This window comes from Butyrivibrio sp. FCS014, assembly GCF_000526935.1.
Classification (GTDB): Bacteria; Bacillota; Clostridia; order Lachnospirales; family Lachnospiraceae; genus Butyrivibrio.
The window spans coordinates 638,991-661,842 of sequence record NZ_JAHA01000019.1 but is presented as its reverse complement, the minus strand read 5'-3'; the positions used below and the strand labels follow the sequence as shown (position 1 = coordinate 661,842).

Below are 22,852 nucleotides of genomic sequence, written 5' to 3'. Positions count from 1 at the left end.
GCTCCGGCCTTCTTTGATTCGGGGAACACAATATGAATGTGAGCGGAAGTGAGTGTGCAGGATATTGAATGATTAAAAAACAGTAGTAAAATAAAACAAGACGAATAAACGTTAATAATTTTACGCATCATGACGATATATCAATGTGGTAGTAGTGATTATATTAGGAGGCGCTTTATGAAGAAAAAACGGTCTGTAAGATTAAGTATTCTGCTCTTTACTATTATTCCTTCTGTTGGTCTGACTGTGACCATGCTTATACTTGGCACCAGATTTGTCAGAACCGGTATGGAGGATGAGGCTCTAAAAGGTCTTCAGGCCGCTGCATACACATATAAGGATATAGCTATCCACCTTACCGACAGGGAAGCCGGAGATAATGAGACGGAAAATCTGCTTAAGCATGGCACCGGCTATGACTTTACCTGGTTTGAAGGAGATACAAGAAAAAATTCTTCTCTGGGAAGCTCCGTTATAGGAACAAAGGCGGCAGATTCTGTTGTTGCGGCAGTTATAAACGGAGGACAGAACTATTCATCCAAGAAGACTCCTGTCGCAGGAACAAACTATTTCGTGGCCTATGTGCCTGTTAAGAATGATTCCGGAAAAGTTGTGGCCATGGCCTTTGCCGGTGTTCCCAGAACCTCCGTTGAGGCGAAGATCACCAGGTCTTTGGTGATCATGATCGTGGTGGGCCTTGTACTTTTTGCATTCTGCATATTTGTCGGCATTGTAGGTTCCAGGAGTATGGCCGGAACCATTGTGGCAATAAATAATGGTATAGAACATCTGTCAAACGGTGAATTTGTAAAGACAGAAGATACCTTTGGAAGAAAAGATGAGATAGGTGAAGCGTTACATAATACAAACGCTCTGATAGATAAGCTGGAAGGAATAGTAAATGGTATCAGACAATCTGCAGCCGGAGTAAAAAATTCTTCGGATGAAGTGGCTGATATGGCCGGCCAGTTATCACGCACAGCCGATGATGTTTCAACTGCTGTTCAGGAAATAGCTTCAGGTGCTTCCCAGCAGGCAAATGAGATCCAGGATGCAGCCATGAATGTAGGAAAGATTGGTGATGCTGTTGTGAGCGTTCAGGAGTCATCGGATGATCTTGGTGGTCTGGCAGACAAGATGAAAGAGGCATCTCAGGTTTCAAGTCAGTCTTTGGAGTCACTGCAGAATTCTTCTGCTGAGATGACAGCAAAGATAGAAGAGATCACCAGTACCATTCAGAAGACTCAGGAAGCTGTTAATAACATTTCATCCAAGGTTGAAGGAATCACATCCATTGCAACCCAGACAAACCTTCTTTCGCTGAATGCCTCCATAGAGGCGGCAAGAGCCGGTGAAGCCGGAAAGGGCTTTGCGGTAGTTGCCGGTGAGATTGGGCAGCTGGCTGATAATTCCAGGCAGATGGCTGATGAGATCAAGAGGGAGATGGAGGTACTTCTTGAAGAAGCAAATGCTGCCGTTGTTGCAGCGGAAGATGTAAAGCAGGGTAACATTGATCAGCAGACAGCTCTTGGAGAGACTATTGATGCCATTAACGGAATGCTTGGCGATATAGATTCCACTGTAGGCGGTGTTAAGACCATCAGCAACGGAGCAGTGCAGTGTGCTACTTCCAAGGATGCCGTAGTTGATATCATGGGTGCACTGTCAGCAATCTCTCAGGAGAATGCAGCTTCTTCAGAAGAGACAGGGGCTCACATGCAGGAGCTTGCACAGACCGTTACAACTCTTGCAGGTTCGGCAGATGACCTCAGGAAGATAGCGGAGCAGCTTAACAAAGAAATAGAATTCTTTAAATAATCAGACCTGTGTTTATGAATTATAAAGGACCCCGGTGCTCATTTTACAGCACCGGGGTCCTTTTTTTAAAGAATTATTCTTTTGCAGCTTCCTTAAGGAGCTTAACGATCTCTCCTTCGGTCTCAAGGGCAAGAGCCTTGGCAGTGATCTCATCAGCCTCAGCTTTGCTCCACTTGGAAATGATGCACCTTGCGGTGAGCACCAGTACCGGATTTACGGAGAATTCCGTCAGTCCGAAGGATATAAGAAGCGGTATCATCAGTGGATCTGCAGCGGCTTCTCCGCACATTCCAACAGGGATCCCGGCATTTACTCCGCACTCAATGATGTGCTTGATAGAGCGAAGAACCGAGGGCTGGAAAGTGGAATAGAGGTAAGCTACGTCCGCGTTTCCTCTGTCTACACTCATGGTGTACTGTGTAAGGTCGTTGGTTCCGATGGAGAAGAAGTCTGCCTCTTTTGCCAGAAGATCGGCTATGAGAGAAGCGGAAGGCGTCTCTATCATGCAGCCTACTTCAATATCCTTGTCGTAGGCGATGCCGTTAGCATCGAAGTCCTTCTTGATCTCTGCCACCATCTCTTTGACCGCACGGATCTCTTCCACACAGGTTACGAGAGGAACCATGATCTTAACCTTGCCGAAGGCACTGGCTCTTACAATGGCACGGAGCTGTATCATGTAGCTGTCTTTGTTACCCAGGCAGTATCTTACGGCTCTGTATCCAAGGAAGGGATTTTCCTCCTTCTTGATGTTGAGATAAGGGATATCCTTGTCTCCTCCGACATCGAGAGTTCTTATGATCACAGGTTTGCCGCCCAGGGTCTGCGCAGCCTCCTTGTAGGCATTAAACTGCTCGTCCTCAGTGGGCATCCTGGTGTTGTCCATGAACAGGAACTCGGAACGGAAAAGACCTACACCCTCACCGTCACATTCAACAGCCTTCTTGGCATCCTTGGGAGTGCCGATGTTGCAGAAAAGCTCAAGCTTAATACCATCGGATGTAGCTGTTTCTTTTCCAAAGAATCCCTTGAGCTCGGCCTGTTTCTTGATGTATTCCTCGCGCTTTATGATGTACTGGGAGAGGATGTCTCCCTCGGGATTGATGTATACGTTACCTTCTGTGCCGTCAACAATGGCGGTGTCCTTGTCCTTTACAAGGGCAGTGATGTCGGGAACGGAGAGTACGGCAGGAATTTCCAGGGCTCTTGCCAGGATGGCAGAGTGGGAAGTTTTGCCGCCGACTTCTGTTATGATACCCACCACGTTTTCCTTGACGATCTGAGATGTCATGGAAGGAGTGAGATCCCTTGCAACCAGAACAGTTCCGGGAGCCACCTTGCTGATGTCAATGTCCTGAATTCCGAGAAGGATCTTCAGAAGGCTTACCTTGATATCGCTGATATCCGAAGCCCTCTGACGCATCAGGTCATCGTCCATCTTTGAAAACATTCCGATAAACATATCGCAAACAGCCTCTACTGCTGACTCAGCGCACTGGCCTGCAGCGATCATCTTGCTCATTTCACCGGACATGGTGGGATCTGACATCATTACAAGATGTCCTTCAAGGATCTCAGCTTCTTTGGGTCCGATGCGCTTTCTGATGTCCTCGGCCATTTCCGAGGTCTCTTTTTTGAACTGATCAAGAGCACTGTCGAAGCGGGCTTTTTCACTTTCTGTGTCTTCTACTTTGACAGCATCATACTTGAGTTCATGCTCAGTGATAACACAGATGCTGCCGATTCCGATTCCGCGTGAAGCGGCAATTCCGTTGTACATCTTGTAATCCTCCCAGATTCATAATGAAGTTCTGCTATCGGCCATAACCCTAACCGGAACGACCATGCTTACTTAAACACGATAGGATTTCGAAATCAGTCTCCAAGTCCGCTTTCAATGAGTTCGATAGCCTTCTTCAGAGCATCAGCTTCATCAGCGCCGTCGCACTGAACCTCAATCTCTGCACCGCACTTGATGCATGCGCTCATGAGCATCATTACGCTCTTGGCATCGAAAGTGTTGCCATTGAAAACGATCTTAACGTCTGATGCGAAGGGGGTCATAGCCTGGCTGAATACGCTGGCGGGACGCATGTGCATTCCCTGTTCGTTAGTCACTGTGATTTTCTGTGATACCATAATTTTGTTTCCTTTCTGTAAATGTGGACATAATGTTATATGGGTAAACGTCTTCGACGTTTACCGGGCCGGATTATCGCAGCGAAGCAGCGATAATCCGTGCCATCCTACGCAGGAATAAAATAATGAAATTTTTTTATTCCTGAGCATCTTTCTTGAGAATTCCAAGCAGTGCGCATCCTACAACGGAGCCGATAAGAAGAGCTACAAGATACATAGCTACGTTTCCTACTACAGGGAATACGAAGATTCCGCCGTGAGGAGCCATAAGTGTACACTTGAAGGCCATTGAAAGAGCTCCGGCAACTCCTGAACCCACAAGGAGTGAAGGAATTACGTGAAGAGGATCAGCTGCGGCATAGGGGATAGCACCCTCTGTGATGAAGGACAGACCCATGATGAAGTTAACAGGGCCGGACTTTCTCTCAGCTGCAGTGAATTTCTTTTTGAAGATGATGGTTGCAAGAGCAATGGCAATGGGAGGAACCATTCCGCCTACCATGATGGCTGCCATGATCATGTAACCTGTCTCGTTCTGGTTTGCAAGGCTTGCAAGGCCGAAGGCGTAAGCTGCCTTGTTAAGAGGACCACCCATATCTGTTGCCATCATAGCGCCAAGGAGTGCACCAAGAGCGATAATAGATCCGCTGGACATTCCTGTGAGAACGCCTGAGATCCATGCATTAAGTGCGCCAACAACAGGGTTGATGAGGCACATTACAAGGCCGATCAGAAGTGTTCCGATGAGAGGGTAGATGAGTACGGGCTTGATTCCTTCAAGGGCGGGAGGAAGAACCTCACATACCTTACGAAGACCAAGTACGATGTAACCACCTACGAAACCTGCAACAAGAGCTCCAAGGAATGCGGAAGGAACATCTCCGCCGGGTGCTGCAAATGTTGCACCTGTTGAAGCAAGGTAACCACCTACGAAACCTACTGCAAGACCGGGACGGTCAGCAATACTCTGGGCGATGAAACCTGCAAGGATCGGAAGCATGAAGCCGAATGCGGCGCCGCCGATTGACTTAAACCATGCAGCAACGGGGGTGTTTGAACCGAAGTTGCTGGGATCGATTGAGTAATCATCTAAAAGGAATGCTATTGCTATAAGTATACCACCACCGATAACGAAAGGCAGCATATGTGATACGCCGTTCATAAGGTGTTTGTAAGCTTTTCTTCCTGCGCTCTCCTTGGAGGAGTCATCTGCCTTTGCAACAGCACCGGTGTGATGATAAACGTTAACTTCTCCGGAAACTGCCTTGTTAATAAGGCCCTCGGGAGCATGGATAGCTTCCTTTGTGGAAGTGATGATGACCTTCTTGCCATCAAATCTTCCCATTTCAATATTCTTGTCGCAGGCTACGATAACTGCATCCGCTGCGGCAATCTCTGCTGAAGTAAGAACGTCCTTGGCTCCGCCTGAACCGTCCTTCTCAACCTTGATCTCATAGCCAAGCTCTTTTGCCTTGAGCTCAAGAGCCTCTGCTGCCATGAAGGTGTGAGCGATGCCGGTAGGGCAGGCTGTAACACCAACAAGCTTTTTAACGGTTGCCGGTGCGGGAGCAGGAGCAGCAGAAGCAGCTTTCTTGGCAGCTTCTTCCTTGTCCTTCTCAGCTTCCTTCTCATCGATGATGCCAAGGAACTCATCAGGAGTCTTTGCATCAACCAGCTTCTTGGCGAAGTTCTGGTCCATGAGAAGTGTCATAAGTTTTGAGAGCACCTCAAGGTGTGTGTCGGCTGCAGTATCAGGTGCAGCGATCATGAAAAAGAGGTTGCTGGGATTGCCGTCAAGAGACTTGTAGTCGATACCTGACGGAATAGTCATGGCTGTAACGCCTGCCTTAGCGACTGCCGCTGACTTGCCATGAGGAACGGCGATACCCATTCCGATGGCTGTAGAACCTTTTGCTTCTCTTGCAAGGATTGCTTTCTTGAATTCCCCTGCGTCAGAAAGATTGCCAACCTTGGTGTGGAGCTCGATAAGCTTATCGATGGCTGCCTCCTGGTCGGCTGCGCCCACATTAAGAGCGATGCCTTCCTTCTTTAATAAATCTGTGATTTTCATAGACCCTCCTTTTGGCTTTTTGCCGATTTTGTATCCTCTTTATAAAATCCCCTCTTAAAGATTTTGATAAAGCTGTGTGATTGCTTCTCCGGTTGCCAGGTCATCGGAAAATGCGGTTGCACTTCCTGCTGCGGTTCCCATCTTGAGAGCTTCCTCATAACTTCCGGTCTTGAGATATCCGGCTATAAAACCTGCCACCATTGAATCGCCTGCACCGACTGAGTTTCTTACCTTTCCCTTGGGAACGCCGATCCTGAACTTCTCACCGGTCTCGGCTATGAGCATTGCACCGTCTCCCGCCATGGAGATAAGTACGTTTCTTGCGCCCATTTCCTGGAGCTTCTTGGCATGGATCTCTAATTCCTCGTCGGTCTTAAGTACCGTGTCAAACATCTCACCAAGTTCGTGATTGTTTGGCTTTATTAAGAATGGATGGTATTTCAGGACGTTTTTCAAAAGGTCCTTAGTCGCATCCACAACGACATCAATCTTTCTGTCTGCCACAAGGGCGATTATCCTCTCGTATACATCGCTGGGAAGAGAGTTGGGAATACTTCCCGCAAGAATAAGGATGTCTCCGTCCTTAAGCTCTTTTATCTTGTCGAAGAGCTTATTCTGAGCATCTTCGGGAATCTTCGGGCCCTGAGCATTGATCTCGGTTTCGGCCTGACCCTTGATCTTGACGTTTATTCTGGACATTCCTTCGGGAAGTTCGATAAAGTCAGCAAGGATTCCCTTTGAATTTACACTTTCCACAATTGCCTTGCCTGTAAAGCCGGCGGTGAATCCAAGGGCTGTGTTCTCAAGCCCGAGGTTCTTGAGTATGGTGGAAACGTTGATTCCCTTTCCTCCGAAGTAGCATTCTTCCGAGTTGGATCTGTTGGTCATACCCGGAAGCAGTTCGGAACTCATTCTGACAACATAGTCGATGGCAGGATTAAAAGTAACCGTATAGATCATGTTTGCCTCCCTTTTTATGAAACTACTTTTATGATTGTCTTGCTGCTGTAGTTCTTGTTCACTTCTTTGTCGGTGATGATGCAGCAGGATGATATCTCTGCAAAGGTCACTGAGCTTATCTGACCGAACTTGCTGTGATCTGCAAGTATGTAGGAGATATAGGAGTGGCCTACAGCTTCTCTTTTTACTCTTGCCTCATCCACATCCGGGGTGGTGAAGCCTGCGTCCACGGAAATGCCGTTGGTTCCCATAAAGGCCTTGGTGAAGTGATACCTTCTTATGCCTTCAACACAGTCGGGGCCGATGATGGCCTCTGTAGTGGGTTTGCATTTGCCGCCTATGATCATGGTGTCGAGACCCTTCTCCAAAAGCTTCTTGGCATGGACGATGCCGTTGGTGATGTATTTGGCGCGGGTATTCTCTATATATTTGATCATCTCAAGGGTGGTGGTTCCGGAGTCGATGTAGACAAAATCATCATCGTTGATAAGAGAAGCGGCGTATTTGCTGATCTTATCTTTCTCCTCAACGTTGAGCGAGGCTTTGGCGGTAACTGAAGGTTCTTTGGTATTGACATCCAAAGATGAAATGGAAGTTGCACCTCCGAAGACCTTCAGGATCCTGCGCTCATCGTGAAGCACCGAGAGATCTCTTCTCACAGTAGCGGCAGAAGCGTCAAACTCCTTCATCAGGTCGGCTACCGTGACAGCATTCTTTTCATTTATATAGGCGACCATAAGGTCGCGTCTTTCCTGAGTGAGCATTTTACATACCTCCTCATATTCTGATTACATGGTAGCACCATAAAAAATCAAAATCAATCAAAATAAATCACAAATAATCAATAAAGATTTTATTAAATAATCACAAAGCGAATATAAACGATCATAAAATATAATCTTAAAAAACAATAAAGTTTTGCAAAATGCACTTAAATACACTAAAATAGTAGTATGAGTTGCATTATGCCTATGGAGGTGACTGACTTTGGAAGAGATTATTCTGTCTAATGAACAAGTTGATATTCTTGGCGAAATAGCAAATATTAGTATGGGTAATTCCGCGACAACCCTTAGTATGATGGTCAATAAGAAGGTGGACATCACTACTCCTAATGTCAAGGTCATAAAGAGAAGCGAAGCCCTTGATGATTATGAGAAGACCTGTATCTTTGTGCAGATCCATTATGTTAAGGGACTTCAGGGCAATAACGTTCTGGTGCTCAAGGAGCATGACGTTAAGGTCATGACCGATCTTATGATGGGCGGAGACGGAACCAACACCGCAGGAGAGATCACGGATCTTCATCTTTCAGCTGCATCCGAAGCCATGAACCAGATGATGGGAACCAGCGCTACGTCACTGTCATCCATGCTTGGGGTTGCTACCGATATCAGTACACCTATTGTCAATCAGATAGATGTAGAGAGTATCAAGGTGTTTGAGAAGATGTTTGATACTACCTACGACAGGTTCGTAAAGATCGCCTTCAGGATGACCATAGGAGACCTTATCGACTCCGTTATGGTACAGCTCTATCCCGTACAGTTTGCGCTGGATATGTGCGATAAATTTATGAGTAAAGGAAAGTAACTATAAACCAATGAACAAAGCAGAAACACTAGAGATCAAGAAACAGTTTACACAGGAAAGATGCACCATCGACCACATCTGCGGATGCTATGTGGATCACGAGAAAAATAAAAAGCTCACCTTCAGGAAGGCGTTCCATTCCCTTCCTGATGAGGAGACTTACAGATACCTGGATATATTCCAGCACACTCTTACCGGAACCTTTGGTAAGAATCTGATCAGTCTTGAGTTCCCTTTGGACCAGGAACAGCCGGGAGGTACTCAAGACTTTCTTTTGACTTTAAGGAACTCCAAGCTTGAGGATGACGAGCTGGTGGATGAATGCTACGACAAGATAATCGCCAACTATGTGAACGGAGAGAATTACTTCATCATCCTTGTGCATGCAGTATATGATATCCCGGGTATTACAGGGGATGGTATCATGATGGAGGATGCTTCGGAGAACATATATGATTATATGCTCTGTAGTATATGTCCCGTTAAGAGAACCAAGGCGGGACTTGGCTACAACGAACAGACTAATGAGATTGAAGAGAGGTTCAGGGACTGGGCCGTTGAAGCTCCGGTTAAGGGATTTCTTTTCCCGGCTTTTATAGACAGAAACACAGACATCCACAATATGCTCTACTACACCAAGAAGCCCGAGGACCTTCAGCCTGAGTTTGTTGAGGCCATGTTCGGAGGAATGGCTCCCATTTCAGCTCCTGAGCAGAAGGACATTTTTGATGCTGTGGTTCAGAATACCATCGGCGAAGAGGCAGATTACGACATCATGAAGAATATTCATGATAATCTCAATGAGATGATCGAGGACCATGTGGATGATCCCGAGCCTCTGGAGCTCTCCAGAAAGGATGTCAAACAGCTTCTTTCTGACAGTGGTGTTCCGGAAGACAGACTCAATTATTTTGAAGAGAACTACACAAAGTGTGCGGGAGAGGGCGATCATCCCCTTCTTGCCAGCAATATTGCCAATACCAAGAAATTTGATATTGAGACCCCCGATGTTGTCATTAAGGTTAAACCTGACAGAACAGATCTTGTGGAATCCAGGATTGTAGACGGAAGACAATGTCTGGTGATCGCTGTTGACGATCATATAGAGGTCAACGGCATCAATGTCAGGACATTCATGAACAAGTGATATGCTGAAAACACTTAAGGAATATCTGAAACAAAACAAAAAAGAGATTGATGAGATCAAGCTCTATTTCAAAAAGTGTGCAGTGGAGATAGACAGAAGTAATCTGTACATGCTCAGAAGATCATGTATGTATACTTCTATCGTCTTTGTCTGTATGCTTTTTTTTGCCGTCACCTGTATCCCGGGATTTAATGTGACATTGGGACACATACTGATGGCTGTTATGCTGATCGCATATTTCTTTATCAATGCCCTTATCAGGAAGCGAGGCTCAATATCTACTGTGCAAACAGCTACAGTATGTCTGCTTTTTTACTTTCTGGTGGGAATGAGCTTTATTCTTATAGAGATGTTTTCGAATATCACCAATCACACCAGATGGCTGCCGCTTCTTCTGATGATCTTTCCTGTGCTTTTTATAGACAGGCTTTATAAATATGTGATTGAAGAATTGTTTCTGATCGCTGTATATGCGGCTATATCATGGTTCTTTAAGGATCCGATAATGTTTTCCAGGGATTTTTATACCGTGATCGCAGCATTTATACTATCGCAGCTGGTTGGAAGGATCATCCTCGGAGTAAGAAGCAAGCAGGGACTTGCCATGGTTGAACTAAGGCGCTACAGCTCGGTGGATAAGCTCACTCATGTTTACAACAAGGGTGCGCTTCTTGAAGAGATGGACAGCTATTTGGAAGAGAACAGAGGAACTAACCCCTGTGCCATGTGTATAATTGACGTTGACAGTTTTAAGCAGGTCAATGACAGCCTTGGACATAACGGAGGAGACCTGCTCCTTGAACATATAGGCAAACTCCTTCTGGAAAACTTCAGGCCGACGGATATTATCGGAAGATTCGGCGGCGACGAGTTTGTTGTGTTTTTGCCGGGAATGAAAGACTCGCAGCTGGTGGAGCTAAGGTGCAGATCTGTTCAGATGATGCTCACGGATTTTTATATAGGCAACAGCGAGCCTTTTTCACTGAGTATAGGTGTTATTATAGATGAGGGCGGCCACAGCAGAGAAGAACTGTTCAGAATGGCGGATGACGCACTTTACAAATCCAAGATGGCCGGCAAGAACCGCTGCACTTCCTGGGTTGTTTATAATAATAGTGAGGATGATCTTCCCATGATGGTAGTTGCATCGTCTCTTAAAGAGAATGAGCGCGACTTTATATCAAAGGAAGAAAAGAACAGATTCCATGTCTTTTACGGCGGAAACGACGATGAAGTGATAAGCTGCATAAGTCAGTATGAGGAAAACGTAAGACTTATCGTCGTTGAGATGAGGGATGGTACTGATGTCGGGATACTTGTTCTTAAGTATGTCAAGGAGCGGGAGCGTTTCAACCATATCCCCATCCTTGCTGTATGCAGCGGTGAAGAGAGCAGGAAACTGGCGGTTAAAATGGGCGCTGACAGAGTAATGAGCGCTGAAGATCCACAGGATCTTATAAAAAACAACATTGGTGAACTTGGAGGAATATAATGTTAAAGACACTTTTATCGCAGGTTAAGGAATTCAAGCTTCCTTCGATACTTACTCCGATATGTATGATCGGTGAAGTAATCTGTGAGATGATAATACCTATACTGATGGCCAGGATCGTTGACCGAGGAATCTACGGCGGCGACATGACCTTCATTTTTGAGATTGGCGGAATGATGATCGTCATTGCCATACTGGGACTTCTGGCCGGACTTGGAGGAGCATACTTCGGTGCAAAGGCTTCTGCAGGATTTGCCAGAAACTTAAGAAAGGCAATGTTTGATAACATTCAGACCTTCTCCTTTTCAAATATCGATAAATTCTCTACATCAGGACTGGTTACAAGACTTACGACAGATGTATCAAACGTTCAGAATGCTTACATGGTTATCCTGAGAATGGCCATGAGAGCACCTTCTTCCATGATCGTAGCCATGATCATGTCCTTTATCATAAGTCCCAAACTTGCCAGCATTTACCTTATTGCTGTGGCATTTTTGTCCCTTATAACAGTTCTTTTGATGGGTAAGGTAACCAGATACTTCAAGCAAGTGTTTGAGAAATACGACGAACTCAATGAGAGCGTTCAGGAGAACGTATCTGCCATCAGAGTTGTAAAGGCCTATGTTCGTGAGGACTATGAGAACAACAAGTTTAAAAAGGCAGCTCTTAATATTTACAACATGTTTGTAAAAGCCGAGATGAATGTGGTCTTTGTGAGCCCCATCATGACCGGTACGGTATACACCTGCATCCTTCTTATCAGCTGGTTTGGCGCACACCTTATCGTGGGCGGTGAGCTGACTACCGGTAATCTGATGAGTCTTTTGACCTATTGTATGAACATACTTATGAGCCTTATGATGCTGGCTATGCTCTTTATAATGATAACCATGGCCCAGGCCAGCGGCAAACGTATTGCCGAGGTCATTGACGAGAAGGCAGATCTTGTGGATCCTGATGATCCCATCATGGAAGTGCCGGACGGAAGCATCATTTTTGACCACGTAAATTTCTCCTACAACAGGGATTCGGATGAGCCTGTACTTAAGGATATCTGTCTTGAAATTAAGTCCGGTGAGACCATCGGAATCATAGGTGGAACCGGTTCTGCGAAATCATCGCTGGTGAATCTTATCAGCAGGCTTTATGACGTTAGCAGAGGCTCGGTTAAGGTCGGCGGAATCGACGTTCGCAATTACAGTATGGAAGTCTTGAGAGACCAGGTTTCGGTTGTTCTGCAAAAGAATGTGCTTTTCTCCGGAACTATTCTGGATAACTTAAGATGGGGCGATGAAAATGCCACCGAGGAGGACTGCAAGAGAGTATGCAGGATGGCCTGCGCAGATGAGTTCATAGAGAAGATGCCCGATGGCTACAACACCGTGATAGAGCAGGGAGGAACCAATGTTTCCGGCGGACAGAGGCAGAGACTCTGTATCGCAAGGGCCCTTCTTAAGAAGCCCAGGATACTGATCCTTGATGATTCCACCAGTGCTGTTGATACAGCTACGGATGCCAAGATAAGAAAGGCTTTTGCCGAGGAAATCCCCGGAACCACCAAGCTCATCATAGCCCAGAGAATCAGCTCGGTCCAGAACTGCGACAGGATCATCGTTATGGATGACGGCCAGGTCAACGGCTTTGGAAGCCACGAAGAGCTGCTTGAGAGCAACGATATTTACAGAGAAGTTTACGAGTCCCAGACCGGTGCTTCAGGTGATGCGGACTTTGACGCTCCGGCGTAAGAAAAGGAGATAATAATGGCAGACAACAGACAAATGCAGGGCGGACCCAGAGGCGGAGCCAGACGAGGGATGCCAAGGCCCAAGATAGAGAACCCCATGGGGCTTTTTAAGCGCATTATGGGGTATGTGTTTAAATTTTATCCGCTGCACATGATAACGGTAGCGATATGTATAGTTGTTACGGTACTTTCCAGCGTGCAGGGAACTCTTTTCACCAGGACTCTTATCGATTCCTACATTCAGCCGATGCTTGACAGCGGAAGCACTGATTACGGACCTTTGCTGAGGGCCATGGGAAGGGTGGCTCTGTTCTATGCTCTTGGCGTTGTTGCTGCGTTTGTGCAGCAAAGGACCATGGTATTCATCAATCAGGGAACCTTAAGGCGGCTTAGAGAAGAGCTCTTTACTCATATGGAGAGCCTTCCCATCAAATATTTCGACACTCACGCCCACGGCGATATCATGTCGATCTACACCAACGACATTGATACTCTTCGCCAGATGATAAGCCAGAGTATTCCTCAGCTTTTAAACAGTGCCATCACCATAGTTTCCGTGCTGGCATCCATGATTGCTCTCAGCCTTCCCCTTACGGGAGTTACGCTTTTCATGGTGGCGGTAATGCTGTTCTGCTCGGCCAAGGCTACAGCCTCTTCGGGAAAAAACTTTGTGGCTCAGCAGAAGAACCTTGGTGCCATCAACGGTTTCATTGAGGAGATGATGACCGGACAGAAAGTGGTAAAGGTGTTCAACCATGAGGATGAGAACATTGCCAGATTTGATGAGTTGAACGAGGAACTGTTCCAGAGTGCCTTTAAGGCTAACGCATACTCCGGAGCCCTTGGTCCCATCAATGCTCAGCTTGGCAATACCAGCTATGTTATCTGCGCCATCATAGGCGGAGCAATGGCTCTTTCAGGCAATGCCATGATAGCAATTACCGTAGGTGCCCTTGCAAGCTTCCTTACCTTCAACAGAAGCTTCTCCATGCCCATCAACCAGGTCAGCATGCAGTTTAACTCCATCATCATGGCCCTCGCCGGAGCGGAGCGTATCTTCAAACTTCTTGACGAGAAGCCTGAGACCGATGAGGGATATGTAATGCTGGTGAACAGCGAAAAGAAGGACGGCGAGATTGTCGAGGCGGACCATCACACGGGACACTGGGCCTGGAAGCATTATCACAAGGCTACTGATACCACCACCTACCAGCCCATGGAGGGCGATGTTACCTTTAACGGCGTAGACTTTGGATATACCGATGACAAGATGGTTCTTCACGATATCGTGCTTCACGCTAAGCCCGGACAGAAGATTGCCTTTGTAGGCTCCACCGGTGCCGGCAAGACCACCATCACAAATCTTATCAACCGGTTCTACGATATCCAGGACGGTAAGATCAGATATGACAATATCAATATCAACAAGATCAAGAAGGCTGACCTTAGACGCTCTCTTGGAATTGTTCTTCAGGATACGCATCTCTTTACAGGAACGGTTATGGAGAATATACGCTACGGCAAACTTGATGCCACGGATGAAGAGGTAAAGGCAGCAGCAAAGCTGGCCAATGCCCACAGCTTTATCAAGAGACTTCCGGAAGGCTACAATACCATGCTGACAGGAGACGGCTCCAACTTATCCCAGGGCCAGAGACAGCTCCTTGCCATTGCGAGAGCAGCTATTGCGGATCCTCCAGTACTCATCCTGGATGAGGCGACATCCTCTATCGATACCAGAACCGAGAAGATAGTTCAGGACGGTATGGACAGGCTTATGAAGGGAAGGACTACCTTCGTTATTGCTCACAGGCTTTCAACAGTCAGGAACAGTGACTGCATCATTGTTCTTGAGCAGGGACGCATCATAGAGCAGGGTACTCACGAAGAGCTCATTGCGAAGAAGCAGAAGTACTACCAGCTCTACACCGGCATGAAATCCGAAACCGCATGAGGTTACAAAAATGGCACAGTCTCATTTGACGGATTATGTTCGCTGGAGAGGGGATTTGAACTTCAGTGAACGGGAATTCAAAATTGAAGATAATCTGGTTCTGTCGGAGCTTGTGTATGTGGATTATAAGCCGATTCTTTCCGATGGGCAGAGTATGTCTTTAAATGAGGCCATTACACGGCTTGATGAGGTAAATAAGCTTAAGAACACTCGGGCAGGTTCGGTAAAAGAGGATGATGAATTTGCCAGGGCCTGCGCGGAATCCAAGAGGTTCGGAGATGTGGTCCTTAAGGATTTCAAGGATATCTATGACAGCCAGGACAGGCAGTTTGCAGCTGTTACTTATATATTGGACGACGGAACCACGGTGATAGCTTTCAGGGGAACGGACTCCACCATAATTGGATGGAAAGAGGATTTCATGATCAGCTACACCAGAGTGCCCTCCCAGGATCTGGCCTATGAGTACGCCCAAAAGCATGTAAAGGAAGCGGAAGGCAAGGTCTTTATCTGCGGCCATTCCAAGGGCGCTCACCTGGCACTTTACAGTGCGGCGCATCTGGAGAATGAGGAAAAAGATAAACTGGTAAGAGTCTACGTCAACGACGGACCGGGCTTTTGCGATGAGGTGCTGGATAAATCATATATCTACAGCATACTGAGCCGCATTACCAAGATCACACCGGAGTACTCCATAATAGGAAGGATATTCGAACCGCCTGCAGGAGAGAGCATAATCGTCCGCAGTTCCTCGAAGGCTCTTTTGCAGCATAATATGCAGAGCTGGCTTATTGGCCCCTCAGGGCCTGTTACATGCTCGGATCATGCACCGGAGAGCCATCTTATCACGGTTCTTATAGACAGATTTGTGGAAGGGATGGACCTTCCTGCCAGGGAGAATTTCATAGACAGCCTGTTTAATTCCATGTCTGAGACCGGAGCTGAGACCATCAGGGAATTTGCGGCCCAGGGGCCATCTGTGTTTGAAAACCTGCTTATGAACATGGCGGGGAACGATGCTCTGGATATTAAGAACAAGGCCAGGAAGATCAAGAAAGAAGATGACGACAACAGAAGGATATTTGTCCGTCTGTGGGGGCTTATTAACAGAAAGCAGATAATCAGGATAGCACTGTCACTTCTTCTTTGCGCGCTGTGCTTTGCTTTCCCGGATTTTGCCATGGAATCGGTGGTGTTTTTGCTGCTTCTTTTTATCTGTATATATGAGGTGGTGCTTACGGTAAAGTACCTTAGAAATTCAGGCTGGAACTTTAAGAAGGAAAGGCCCAGAGTTATCATGTGCATTGTGCTGTGGGTTCTGTCATCGGCTGTTGTGGTAAAGGACGGGGCTCTTTTTATAGTATCCAGTATGCTTCTGGGAGTGGCGTTCCTTACGCTGGCATATCAGAACCTGATCAATTTCAGGATCTACAATAACAAGATATTTGAGAGGTTTCGATATTCCTTTGAGGGTATTGTTACCCTGATCCTCGGAGCCTATATCCTTATCACACCGGATATCGAGAACAGCTGGTATATGCTCTCATGCGGATATCTGCTGCTTATAGATGCCATTTTTGAGACTCTGAAGATGTTAAGAGACAGGAGAAAAAAGAAGTGATGATTCCGGTCAGCCGGCTGACAAACTGAAAGCTGTGGCAGAATGTCATCAGGGTTGATTTTTGCCAAAAAGCATATATAATAAGATTGCAAACAATTTAATGATGCAAAAGAAAACAGATGGAGATTTCTCCATAAGAAGAGGATGATCAAAATGGCAAATTTTATGGATCTTGTTAAGACAAGAAGAAGTGTAAGAAGCTTTGACGGCAAGGGTGTTGATCCCAAGGTGCTTGATGAGCTTAAGACATTTGCGGAGGATATCACAAACCCCTACGGGATCAAGGTTAGATTCATTTTTCTTGATGCTAAGGAAAACGATCTTTCAAGCCCTGTACTTACAGGTGAGAAGTGCTATGTGAGCGCTGTTGTAGCAAAGGGTGAGCATATGGAAGAAGCCTACGGCTACAGTTTCCAGAAGCTCCTGATGAAAGCCCATGAGCTGGGGCTTGGAACTGTGTGGATCGGCGGAACAATGCCAAGGGAGAAGTTTGAGAAGGCTTCATGCCTTCAGGAGGGTGAGGTTATGCCCTGTGTAAGCCCTCTTGGAATCACAGCCAAGATGTCCATCAAAGAGAACCTGATGAGAAAGGGCGTTAAGGCTGACTGGAGAATGAAGTTTGAAGAGCTCTTCTGCATCGGCAATTTCGGAAAGCCCCTGGATGAGAAATATGCCAAGGAAAACGGTCTTTTTGATGACCTTGAGGCTGTCAGATTTGCTCCTTCCGCTGTAAATAAACAGCCCTGGAGAGTCGTTATCGATGAGCACAGTGCTATGTTCTTTGAGAAACACGACAAGGGTTATATCACACCTGACTATGATCTTCAGAAGATAGATATGGGAATTGCGATGTACAACTTCGAGACCCAGATGCTCTCTGAGGGTAAGAAGCCGGAGCTTATACTGGACGCTCCCGATATCACTGTTCCCGAGGGAATGGATTACGTAGCCACCTATACATTCTGATAGGACAGGAGCTGCTGCAGATTAACAATTACACAGACTGCACAATAAAAAGGCTGCTGCACTGTTGAAAGTGCAGCAGCCTTTGATATTTCTGCAATACAGAGCCGATCAGCCGATAGCTTTTTTAACCGCCTCAAGAACACGGTCAGCCTGGAAAGGCTTAACGATGAAGTCCTTGGCGCCGGCCTGAATAGATTCAATAACCATTGCCTGCTGACCCATAGCAGAACACATGATGCAAACCGCATTAGGATCTGCAGCCTTGATTCCCTTCAAGGCTCCGATACCATCAAGCTCGGGCATTGTGATATCAAGAGTTACAAGGTCGGGTTTCAACTCATTATACTTCTCGATTGCGACTTTTCCGTTCTCTGCTTCGCCGGCAATCTCATATCCGTTCTTGGAAAGGATATCCTTGAGCATCATGCGCATGAAAGCGGCGTCATCAGTAATGAGTATTCTTTTTCCCATATTGAACCTCCAATAAGTATTTTTAGTTGCCTGTAAAAATAAAGCAAATTCTTTCTTAGATTTTATTTATTTGGTACATAATCTATTGTACCACCTAAATACTGTTTGTGCGTGTTAAATCGTTATACAAATAATTAAAATTTGATAAAGTCCCTCGAAAATTGTTTTAAAATCGTGATAATTACGGAATGACCGGAAGATTAGTATCGTAGTCGAAATTGCTGTGTGTAACTATCTGCCATTTGATGATTCCGTTGTTATTGTCTGAATTGGATATGCTGTTTGAACTATTTAGCATAATCGCAATATCGAGAGATTGATTATCGGTAATTGGTATACTTTCCTTCATTATACCATCTTCGGCATTATTGTCATAGCCTGAATTTACAGCTGCCACAAATGCGTTTCCCTTATGACAGGCCTCGTAATAGCTCTTTTGCCTCTCCTGAAGGTTGCTGCTTAGGTTGTAGTCCGCCTTGGAGTTGACCATGGCCAGTGCCGCGAAGGAAACTATGGCCAGAACAGTGAATATCAGAAGGATTGAGGCACTTCCTACATGAGCGCCCTGGGATTTATGAGTGTTCATATCACTGTCCCTCCTTTCCAAGATAAGTATCAACAGCAGTAAGGAGGATCACGTCCGCACCGTCATCGGGGATAACAGATACTATATCGGCAGATGATCCGGTTTTCATTACAGCTATTTTTCCAACTGCTGCTTTTCCCGTTATTTCTGTGCCATAGGTGTTAACGTCGCTGTAAACATCGGCAGCGTCTTGTCTTGTGACCTCAAGAATGGCCTCGTAAGCTGCGTCGGAGGGCTGCCCTGACATAAGCTCCCATTTATCGTCAAAGAAGAGGATAAGAGTGCCTTCCGTCTCTGATTCGGAGATGACGTAAGCCTCCGGGAAGAGATGCGATATTTCCGACAGATCACCCTTTTCTCCGGTGAAGGCTTCAGCCAGATTCTGGGTCCAGATGGTGGCATTATTAATAGACTCCGTACTTTCGGCCATAGTGTGGGCAGACACAAAAAGCCTTACGCACACTGCTGCGGAAAGGGAGAAAAACATGATGGCAATTATGAGCTCCATTAAAAAGAGGCTTAATTTGGAATTACTGCGTTCGTTCATTATCAGCCGCCTTCTTCGCTCCTCTTGGTTATGTAAAGGTGGTCGGTGCTTCCGTCCATAAGGGTTATGTCGACGCTAAGTACATGTTCCGTAATTTCTTCGATATCAAAGGAGAGTATGTTCATGATCTTCTGACCGGACTGGGGATAGAAGACCTCCAGATCGTCCCGGGCAAAAAGCTCCATCAGAGCTCCTTCGTATTCGTAGATGTAAGTATCGTAAAGCTGGCCGTTTATCTCTTCCTGAAGGATGAGAGCATTGTGATCGAAAATCTCGCGGGCATAGACAGCTCCGTTAACATCGGCCTGCCGTACTTTCTCTGTGACGTAGGCAGTGGCGATCCTCCGGTCGTTATTGCTCTCCATGGCCGATACATTTTTCTTGTAGATGTCGGCACCGATGGCAATTACTGAGAGAGCGGACAATACAAACAGAAGCGCCAGGCAGATAACGAATACCGCATCTATTATATGTTTGTTTTGAGAACGGGTATTCATGGGTTACCTCCGAATAACTGTGTAGTCCGGGTAAAGGTTGGCTGCAATGGGCTGATAATCCACAAAGAAGGTATCCTTGTCGTAGACCAGTCCGTAGTGATCTTCCATGTATTCCAGGGTGGGAGGGTACTGGCCCTCGATGGCATAGCACTGGACAATGTCCCTTGCAATGGCGCTTTCAAGGGACTCCTGCTGTTTCTCGATCTGTCCCTTTCCGAGCCTGTCAACAGCTACGATGAAGACCACTGCAATGCACAGGAATATGGCAATGGATATTAACTTGTAAACTCTGTCAGGAATGGAAAAAGTCCTGTTGTTGTCAAATCTGTTGCTCATATATAAACCTCATCAGCCGATGGTTGTCATGATTCCCATAAGCGGAAGAATTACCGAAAGAAGGATCATTCCCACTATAAGTGAGAGGATGATAACAAGGGTGGGTTCAAGGACCGAGATAAGGGAGTAGATCCTGCGCTCCGTATCTTTTTCGATCCTCTCTGAAACCTGCTTCATTGCCTGATCCATGGAGCCGGACTTAAATCCGACATCCACCATCTGTGAATAGAAGGAGGAAAAGAGCTGTGACTTTCCCAGGGCTTCCGGGAAACTGTCTCCGTCAAGAAGCATGTTTCTGCAACTTTCTATTTTCTCTTTCATAGCATCTGTTGTAACAAGATTCTTTACCAGGGACAGACCCTCGAAGGTATCCATACCACTGGAAAGAGTAAGGACCATACCGCTGGCAAAGCGCTCCGTCTCCAGCTCCTGCATGAGTTTCTTGGTGGCGGGGAACTTGTGCATCAAGAGTTTGAATCTGGCCTTGCCGCTGTCGGTTGCGCTGAAATAGAAGAAGCAAGCTGCAAACAGCACAAGGATCACGATCAGCACGATGGAGTAGCGGTTAAGGGCATTTCCTAAATTGAGCAGGGACTGGGCAAAGCCGCTCATGCTGGTTCCAAGCTGGGAAAAGACCTGCTGGAAGATGGGAAGTACCTTGGTAATGAGCACCATAACAACAACCAGCATCATCAGCACCATGATAAGAGGATAGCTTACGGCGCTCTTGATATTGGATTCGATGTTCTCTTCACGGTCATAGTAATCCGCCAGGGATTCCATAACGGTGTCCATGTTTCCGGATTCCTCACCGATGGTGACCATGTGGATCACATAGTCCGGGAAGGCTTCGGTCATGCTAAGAGCAGTATGGAATTTTTCCCCGCTATGGAGCACTTGGCTTAAGGACTGCAAAAGAGCTTTTCCTTTGGGGTCCTTTGTGTCCTCTTCAAGGATGTCCACGCCGCTGCCGGGATCGATGCCTGCTTTCATAAGCAGCGCCATCTGGCGGCAGAAACTGGAAATCTCGTAACTGCTTAATTTGGATGTTTTTGTTATCTTGCCCATGATCCCTCCGTTTGCTGTATATCAGTAAATGTATTTAACAGAGTAGTTTGAACCGTCTCCGATGAAATCCTTAAGGGATTTATCTTCTGTGTTGGATGCGAAAGTGGGGTCCATAAGTGACCATTCTTTTCCGTCGAATTCTATCATTCCGTTGACCCAGCCGATGTCCTCGATATAGGTGGAAAGCCATGCGTGATAGGCTGTTCCGGCGTATCCGATCTCCATTCTGGTGGGGATGCGCTGGCTCCTTAACATGGTGACCATAAGGGCCGAGTAGTCAAGGCATATGCCGGTCCTGGTGGTGAGCACCTCGTCGACGTCGGGAAGATATCCGCTTTGAACGGTTTCAGCTTCCTCGTGGTCGTAGGAAATGTTCTTTATCATAAAGTTGTATACGGCTGAAACAACCTCAAGATCGTTGTTGCAGCTAAAGGCCAGTTCTTCTCCTTTCTTTACCGCCAGGCTGGAGCTTGAGAAAGTCACATACTGGTTGGGGTAGAGGAAAGGTGAGAATTCGTTGGTGATGTTAACGTCAAGAAGCTGGGAGAAGGCCTGTGAATACTGGGTGCCCTCAATGTTCTCAAAGACGTTTACGATATATTCGCCGTTTCCCGACTGGAGAGGGAATACCTCATCCGTGGGAGTTTCGACTATAAGATTGTAGGTGTAGGTGATGGAATTGGGGCCTGTTATCTGGAGCTTTACCTTCGGACAGGAGCCGGTGTAGCGGATAATGATGTAGCCCTCAGATATGTTGGAAGCATCGAGATGTGCATATTCGTTCTCATAGACATCCTCGCCTGTGGCCTCGGGAACAAGACATACCGGCACATTGTCACGGCTGCCCTTTACCTTGGGAGCATCGTCCTCTTCCTCCTCCTGCTGCTTAACAGCTGCGGGAGCAGATTTTACGGGAGAGGTGCTTACCGAAGGCACAGTTTCGCCGCAGCCGACAAGAGCTGTCAGCAAAGCGCCGGCAACTGCAACGGATGCAAGAGAATATGCAGTTTTCAGGATGTTACCGATTTGTTTTCCAGCCATAGATTTACGAAAGAACCTGAGGAGATTCTCTGAGTTTGCGGTAACCCTGGGATACAAGATCAGAGATCTTGTCCTTGTGTTCATCGCAGTTAAGAGCCCGGGCATAGGCAACCTCAAGAGGTGAACCGACATTCATTTCATTGTAACCATGTATTCTCTTGGTGAGGTCTAAAAGGAACATATCGGCAGCAGTGCTGTCGCAGTTTTCAATAAGAACGATAAATTCGTTTCCACCGTTTCTTCCGGCGTAGCCGTAGTCGGCGCTGACATCCTCAAGGATGGTGCAGAATTCAGAGATGAGCCAGTTGCCGTTGTCGTGGCCGTTTTCGCTGTTGATGGAGGAAAGATTCGCAATCTGCATCAGGAAAAATCCGGCATTTTGAAGCCTCTCGGGAGCAGAAAAGCTGTTAATGAGAAGATCGCAGCTGTATCTGTTGGGAAGCCCGGTGAGCTTGTCAATGAAGGCCAGCTTATTAAGGCGACGCCCGATGGAAGCGGTCCTTCTTAATATATAGAAGTCCAGGATGATGCTTATTACAAAGAGTACAAGGCACGCGGCCACAACCACAAAGAATGCAGGAGTGTCTGCCTGACTGAATTCCTTGTATTTGGCCTTGTCCTTATGGAACAGCACTGCAAGGATCACGGTAAAGATGACCAGCAGTACCAGGGAAATGATCTTGTAAATATAGATGGTATTATAAACGTTTGCACGTTTGCTCTTGTCGTAAAACTCGGGTTTCATAAAACGCCTCCGCAGAAGGTCATCCGACATTTGCATAATCGGATTTATGAAAC

The 22,852-nt window shown here is 46.5% G+C and carries 21 protein-coding genes; 8 read left to right on the top strand and 13 right to left on the bottom strand.

Going from position 1 to position 22,852, the window contains the following annotated elements; translation table 11 throughout:
- The first annotated feature begins 177 nt into the window (after positions 1–177).
- Positions 178–1,818, top strand: coding sequence for a methyl-accepting chemotaxis protein (locus tag T456_RS20465; RefSeq protein ID WP_024866993.1), 1,641 nt, complete (start codon positions 178–180; stop codon positions 1,816–1,818).
- Positions 1,819–1,891: 73 nt separating this feature from the next.
- Here T456_RS20465 and ptsP read toward each other — a convergent pair whose 3' ends face one another.
- The 5 genes from ptsP to T456_RS0115830 all read right to left on the bottom strand — a co-directional run bounded on the left by ptsP (position 1,892) and on the right by T456_RS0115830 (position 7,752).
- Positions 1,892–3,598, bottom strand: a complete 1,707-nt coding sequence (gene ptsP, locus T456_RS0115850) for a phosphoenolpyruvate--protein phosphotransferase (protein WP_024866992.1) — start codon at positions 3,596–3,598, stop codon at positions 1,892–1,894.
- 95 nt (positions 3,599–3,693) lie between these two features.
- Positions 3,694–3,957: an HPr family phosphocarrier protein gene (locus T456_RS0115845; RefSeq protein WP_024866991.1), complete on the bottom strand. Its 264-nt coding sequence runs from the start codon at positions 3,955–3,957 to the stop codon at positions 3,694–3,696.
- 136 nt (positions 3,958–4,093) lie between these two features.
- Complete coding sequence (locus T456_RS0115840; protein ID WP_024866990.1) at positions 4,094–6,028, bottom strand: PTS fructose transporter subunit IIABC; 1,935 nt, start codon at positions 6,026–6,028, stop codon at positions 4,094–4,096.
- Between the two features lie 54 nt (positions 6,029–6,082).
- Positions 6,083–6,988 (bottom strand): 1-phosphofructokinase, encoded by a 906-nt coding sequence (gene pfkB / locus T456_RS0115835; RefSeq protein WP_024866989.1) that lies wholly within the window; start codon positions 6,986–6,988, stop codon positions 6,083–6,085.
- 14 nt (positions 6,989–7,002) lie between these two features.
- Positions 7,003–7,752, bottom strand: coding sequence for a DeoR/GlpR family DNA-binding transcription regulator (locus T456_RS0115830; RefSeq protein ID WP_024866988.1), 750 nt, complete (start codon positions 7,750–7,752; stop codon positions 7,003–7,005).
- Between the two features lie 223 nt (positions 7,753–7,975).
- Between T456_RS0115830 and fliY the strand changes: the two genes are divergently transcribed.
- From fliY to T456_RS0115795, 7 genes are all read left to right on the top strand, one after another.
- Positions 7,976–8,581, top strand: coding sequence for a flagellar motor switch phosphatase FliY (gene fliY / locus T456_RS0115825; protein WP_024866987.1), 606 nt, complete (start codon positions 7,976–7,978; stop codon positions 8,579–8,581).
- Positions 8,582–8,591: 10 nt separating this feature from the next.
- On the top strand, positions 8,592–9,728 hold the full coding sequence (locus tag T456_RS0115820) for a DUF4317 domain-containing protein (RefSeq protein WP_024866986.1): 1,137 nt from the start codon (positions 8,592–8,594) through the stop codon (positions 9,726–9,728).
- 1 nt (position 9,729) lies between these two features.
- On the top strand, positions 9,730–11,220 hold the full coding sequence (locus T456_RS0115815; RefSeq protein WP_024866985.1) for a GGDEF domain-containing protein: 1,491 nt from the start codon (positions 9,730–9,732) through the stop codon (positions 11,218–11,220).
- On the top strand, positions 11,220–12,968 hold the full coding sequence (locus T456_RS0115810; RefSeq protein ID WP_024866984.1) for an ABC transporter ATP-binding protein: 1,749 nt from the start codon (positions 11,220–11,222) through the stop codon (positions 12,966–12,968). The genes T456_RS0115815 and T456_RS0115810 overlap by 1 nt, the downstream gene beginning before the upstream one ends.
- 15 nt (positions 12,969–12,983) lie before the next feature.
- Positions 12,984–14,921, top strand: coding sequence for an ABC transporter ATP-binding protein (locus T456_RS0115805; protein WP_024866983.1), 1,938 nt, complete (start codon positions 12,984–12,986; stop codon positions 14,919–14,921).
- 10 nt (positions 14,922–14,931) lie between these two features.
- Complete coding sequence (locus T456_RS0115800; RefSeq protein ID WP_081749122.1) at positions 14,932–16,542, top strand: Mbeg1-like protein; 1,611 nt, start codon at positions 14,932–14,934, stop codon at positions 16,540–16,542.
- Between the two features lie 153 nt (positions 16,543–16,695).
- Positions 16,696–17,508 (top strand): nitroreductase family protein, encoded by an 813-nt coding sequence (locus tag T456_RS0115795; protein ID WP_024866981.1) that lies wholly within the window; start codon positions 16,696–16,698, stop codon positions 17,506–17,508.
- Between the two features lie 108 nt (positions 17,509–17,616).
- On the opposite strand, the gene T456_RS0115790 is transcribed toward T456_RS0115795, so the two are convergent.
- From T456_RS0115790 to T456_RS0115755, 8 genes are all read right to left on the bottom strand, one after another.
- Positions 17,617–17,979, bottom strand: a complete 363-nt coding sequence (locus tag T456_RS0115790; RefSeq protein WP_022764589.1) for a response regulator — start codon at positions 17,977–17,979, stop codon at positions 17,617–17,619.
- 181 nt (positions 17,980–18,160) lie between these two features.
- Positions 18,161–18,565: a hypothetical protein gene (locus T456_RS0115785; protein ID WP_024866980.1), complete on the bottom strand. Its 405-nt coding sequence runs from the start codon at positions 18,563–18,565 to the stop codon at positions 18,161–18,163.
- Position 18,566: 1 nt separating this feature from the next.
- On the bottom strand, positions 18,567–19,112 hold the full coding sequence (locus tag T456_RS0115780) for a hypothetical protein (RefSeq protein WP_024866979.1): 546 nt from the start codon (positions 19,110–19,112) through the stop codon (positions 18,567–18,569).
- A gap of 2 nt (positions 19,113–19,114) precedes the next feature.
- Positions 19,115–19,609: a DUF4860 domain-containing protein gene (locus tag T456_RS0115775; RefSeq protein ID WP_024866978.1), complete on the bottom strand. Its 495-nt coding sequence runs from the start codon at positions 19,607–19,609 to the stop codon at positions 19,115–19,117.
- Positions 19,610–19,612: 3 nt separating this feature from the next.
- Positions 19,613–19,945 (bottom strand): hypothetical protein, encoded by a 333-nt coding sequence (locus T456_RS0115770; RefSeq protein ID WP_024866977.1) that lies wholly within the window; start codon positions 19,943–19,945, stop codon positions 19,613–19,615.
- A 12-nt stretch (positions 19,946–19,957) separates the two neighbouring features.
- Complete coding sequence (locus tag T456_RS0115765) at positions 19,958–21,013, bottom strand: type II secretion system F family protein (protein WP_024866976.1); 1,056 nt, start codon at positions 21,011–21,013, stop codon at positions 19,958–19,960.
- Positions 21,014–21,034: 21 nt separating this feature from the next.
- Entirely contained in the window at positions 21,035–22,054 is a 1,020-nt protein-coding gene (locus T456_RS0115760) for a transglutaminase-like domain-containing protein (RefSeq protein ID WP_024866975.1), read from the bottom strand.
- A 4-nt stretch (positions 22,055–22,058) separates the two neighbouring features.
- Positions 22,059–22,799: a GGDEF domain-containing protein gene (locus T456_RS0115755; RefSeq protein ID WP_024866974.1), complete on the bottom strand. Its 741-nt coding sequence runs from the start codon at positions 22,797–22,799 to the stop codon at positions 22,059–22,061.
- Between the last annotated feature and the right edge of the window lie 53 nt (positions 22,800–22,852).

Coding starts and splice junctions, on each gene's coding strand:
- T456_RS20465 (WP_024866993.1), top strand. CDS start 178: ATGAAGAAAAAACGGTCTGTAAGATTAAGTATTCTGCTCTTTACTATT.
- ptsP (WP_024866992.1), bottom strand. CDS start 3,598: ATGTACAACGGAATTGCCGCTTCACGCGGAATCGGAATCGGCAGCATC.
- T456_RS0115845 (WP_024866991.1), bottom strand. CDS start 3,957: ATGGTATCACAGAAAATCACAGTGACTAACGAACAGGGAATGCACATG.
- T456_RS0115840 (WP_024866990.1), bottom strand. CDS start 6,028: ATGAAAATCACAGATTTATTAAAGAAGGAAGGCATCGCTCTTAATGTG.
- pfkB (WP_024866989.1), bottom strand. CDS start 6,988: ATGATCTATACGGTTACTTTTAATCCTGCCATCGACTATGTTGTCAGA.
- T456_RS0115830 (WP_024866988.1), bottom strand. CDS start 7,752: ATGCTCACTCAGGAAAGACGCGACCTTATGGTCGCCTATATAAATGAA.
- T456_RS0115820 (WP_024866986.1), top strand. CDS start 8,592: ATGAACAAAGCAGAAACACTAGAGATCAAGAAACAGTTTACACAGGAA.
- T456_RS0115815 (WP_024866985.1), top strand. CDS start 9,730: ATGCTGAAAACACTTAAGGAATATCTGAAACAAAACAAAAAAGAGATT.
- T456_RS0115810 (WP_024866984.1), top strand. CDS start 11,220: ATGTTAAAGACACTTTTATCGCAGGTTAAGGAATTCAAGCTTCCTTCG.
- T456_RS0115805 (WP_024866983.1), top strand. CDS start 12,984: ATGGCAGACAACAGACAAATGCAGGGCGGACCCAGAGGCGGAGCCAGA.
- T456_RS0115800 (WP_081749122.1), top strand. CDS start 14,932: ATGGCACAGTCTCATTTGACGGATTATGTTCGCTGGAGAGGGGATTTG.
- T456_RS0115795 (WP_024866981.1), top strand. CDS start 16,696: ATGGCAAATTTTATGGATCTTGTTAAGACAAGAAGAAGTGTAAGAAGC.
- T456_RS0115790 (WP_022764589.1), bottom strand. CDS start 17,979: ATGGGAAAAAGAATACTCATTACTGATGACGCCGCTTTCATGCGCATG.
- T456_RS0115785 (WP_024866980.1), bottom strand. CDS start 18,565: ATGAACACTCATAAATCCCAGGGCGCTCATGTAGGAAGTGCCTCAATC.
- T456_RS0115780 (WP_024866979.1), bottom strand. CDS start 19,112: ATGAACGAACGCAGTAATTCCAAATTAAGCCTCTTTTTAATGGAGCTC.
- T456_RS0115775 (WP_024866978.1), bottom strand. CDS start 19,609: ATGAATACCCGTTCTCAAAACAAACATATAATAGATGCGGTATTCGTT.
- T456_RS0115770 (WP_024866977.1), bottom strand. CDS start 19,945: ATGAGCAACAGATTTGACAACAACAGGACTTTTTCCATTCCTGACAGA.
- T456_RS0115765 (WP_024866976.1), bottom strand. CDS start 21,013: ATGGGCAAGATAACAAAAACATCCAAATTAAGCAGTTACGAGATTTCC.
- T456_RS0115760 (WP_024866975.1), bottom strand. CDS start 22,054: ATGGCTGGAAAACAAATCGGTAACATCCTGAAAACTGCATATTCTCTT.
- T456_RS0115755 (WP_024866974.1), bottom strand. CDS start 22,799: ATGAAACCCGAGTTTTACGACAAGAGCAAACGTGCAAACGTTTATAAT.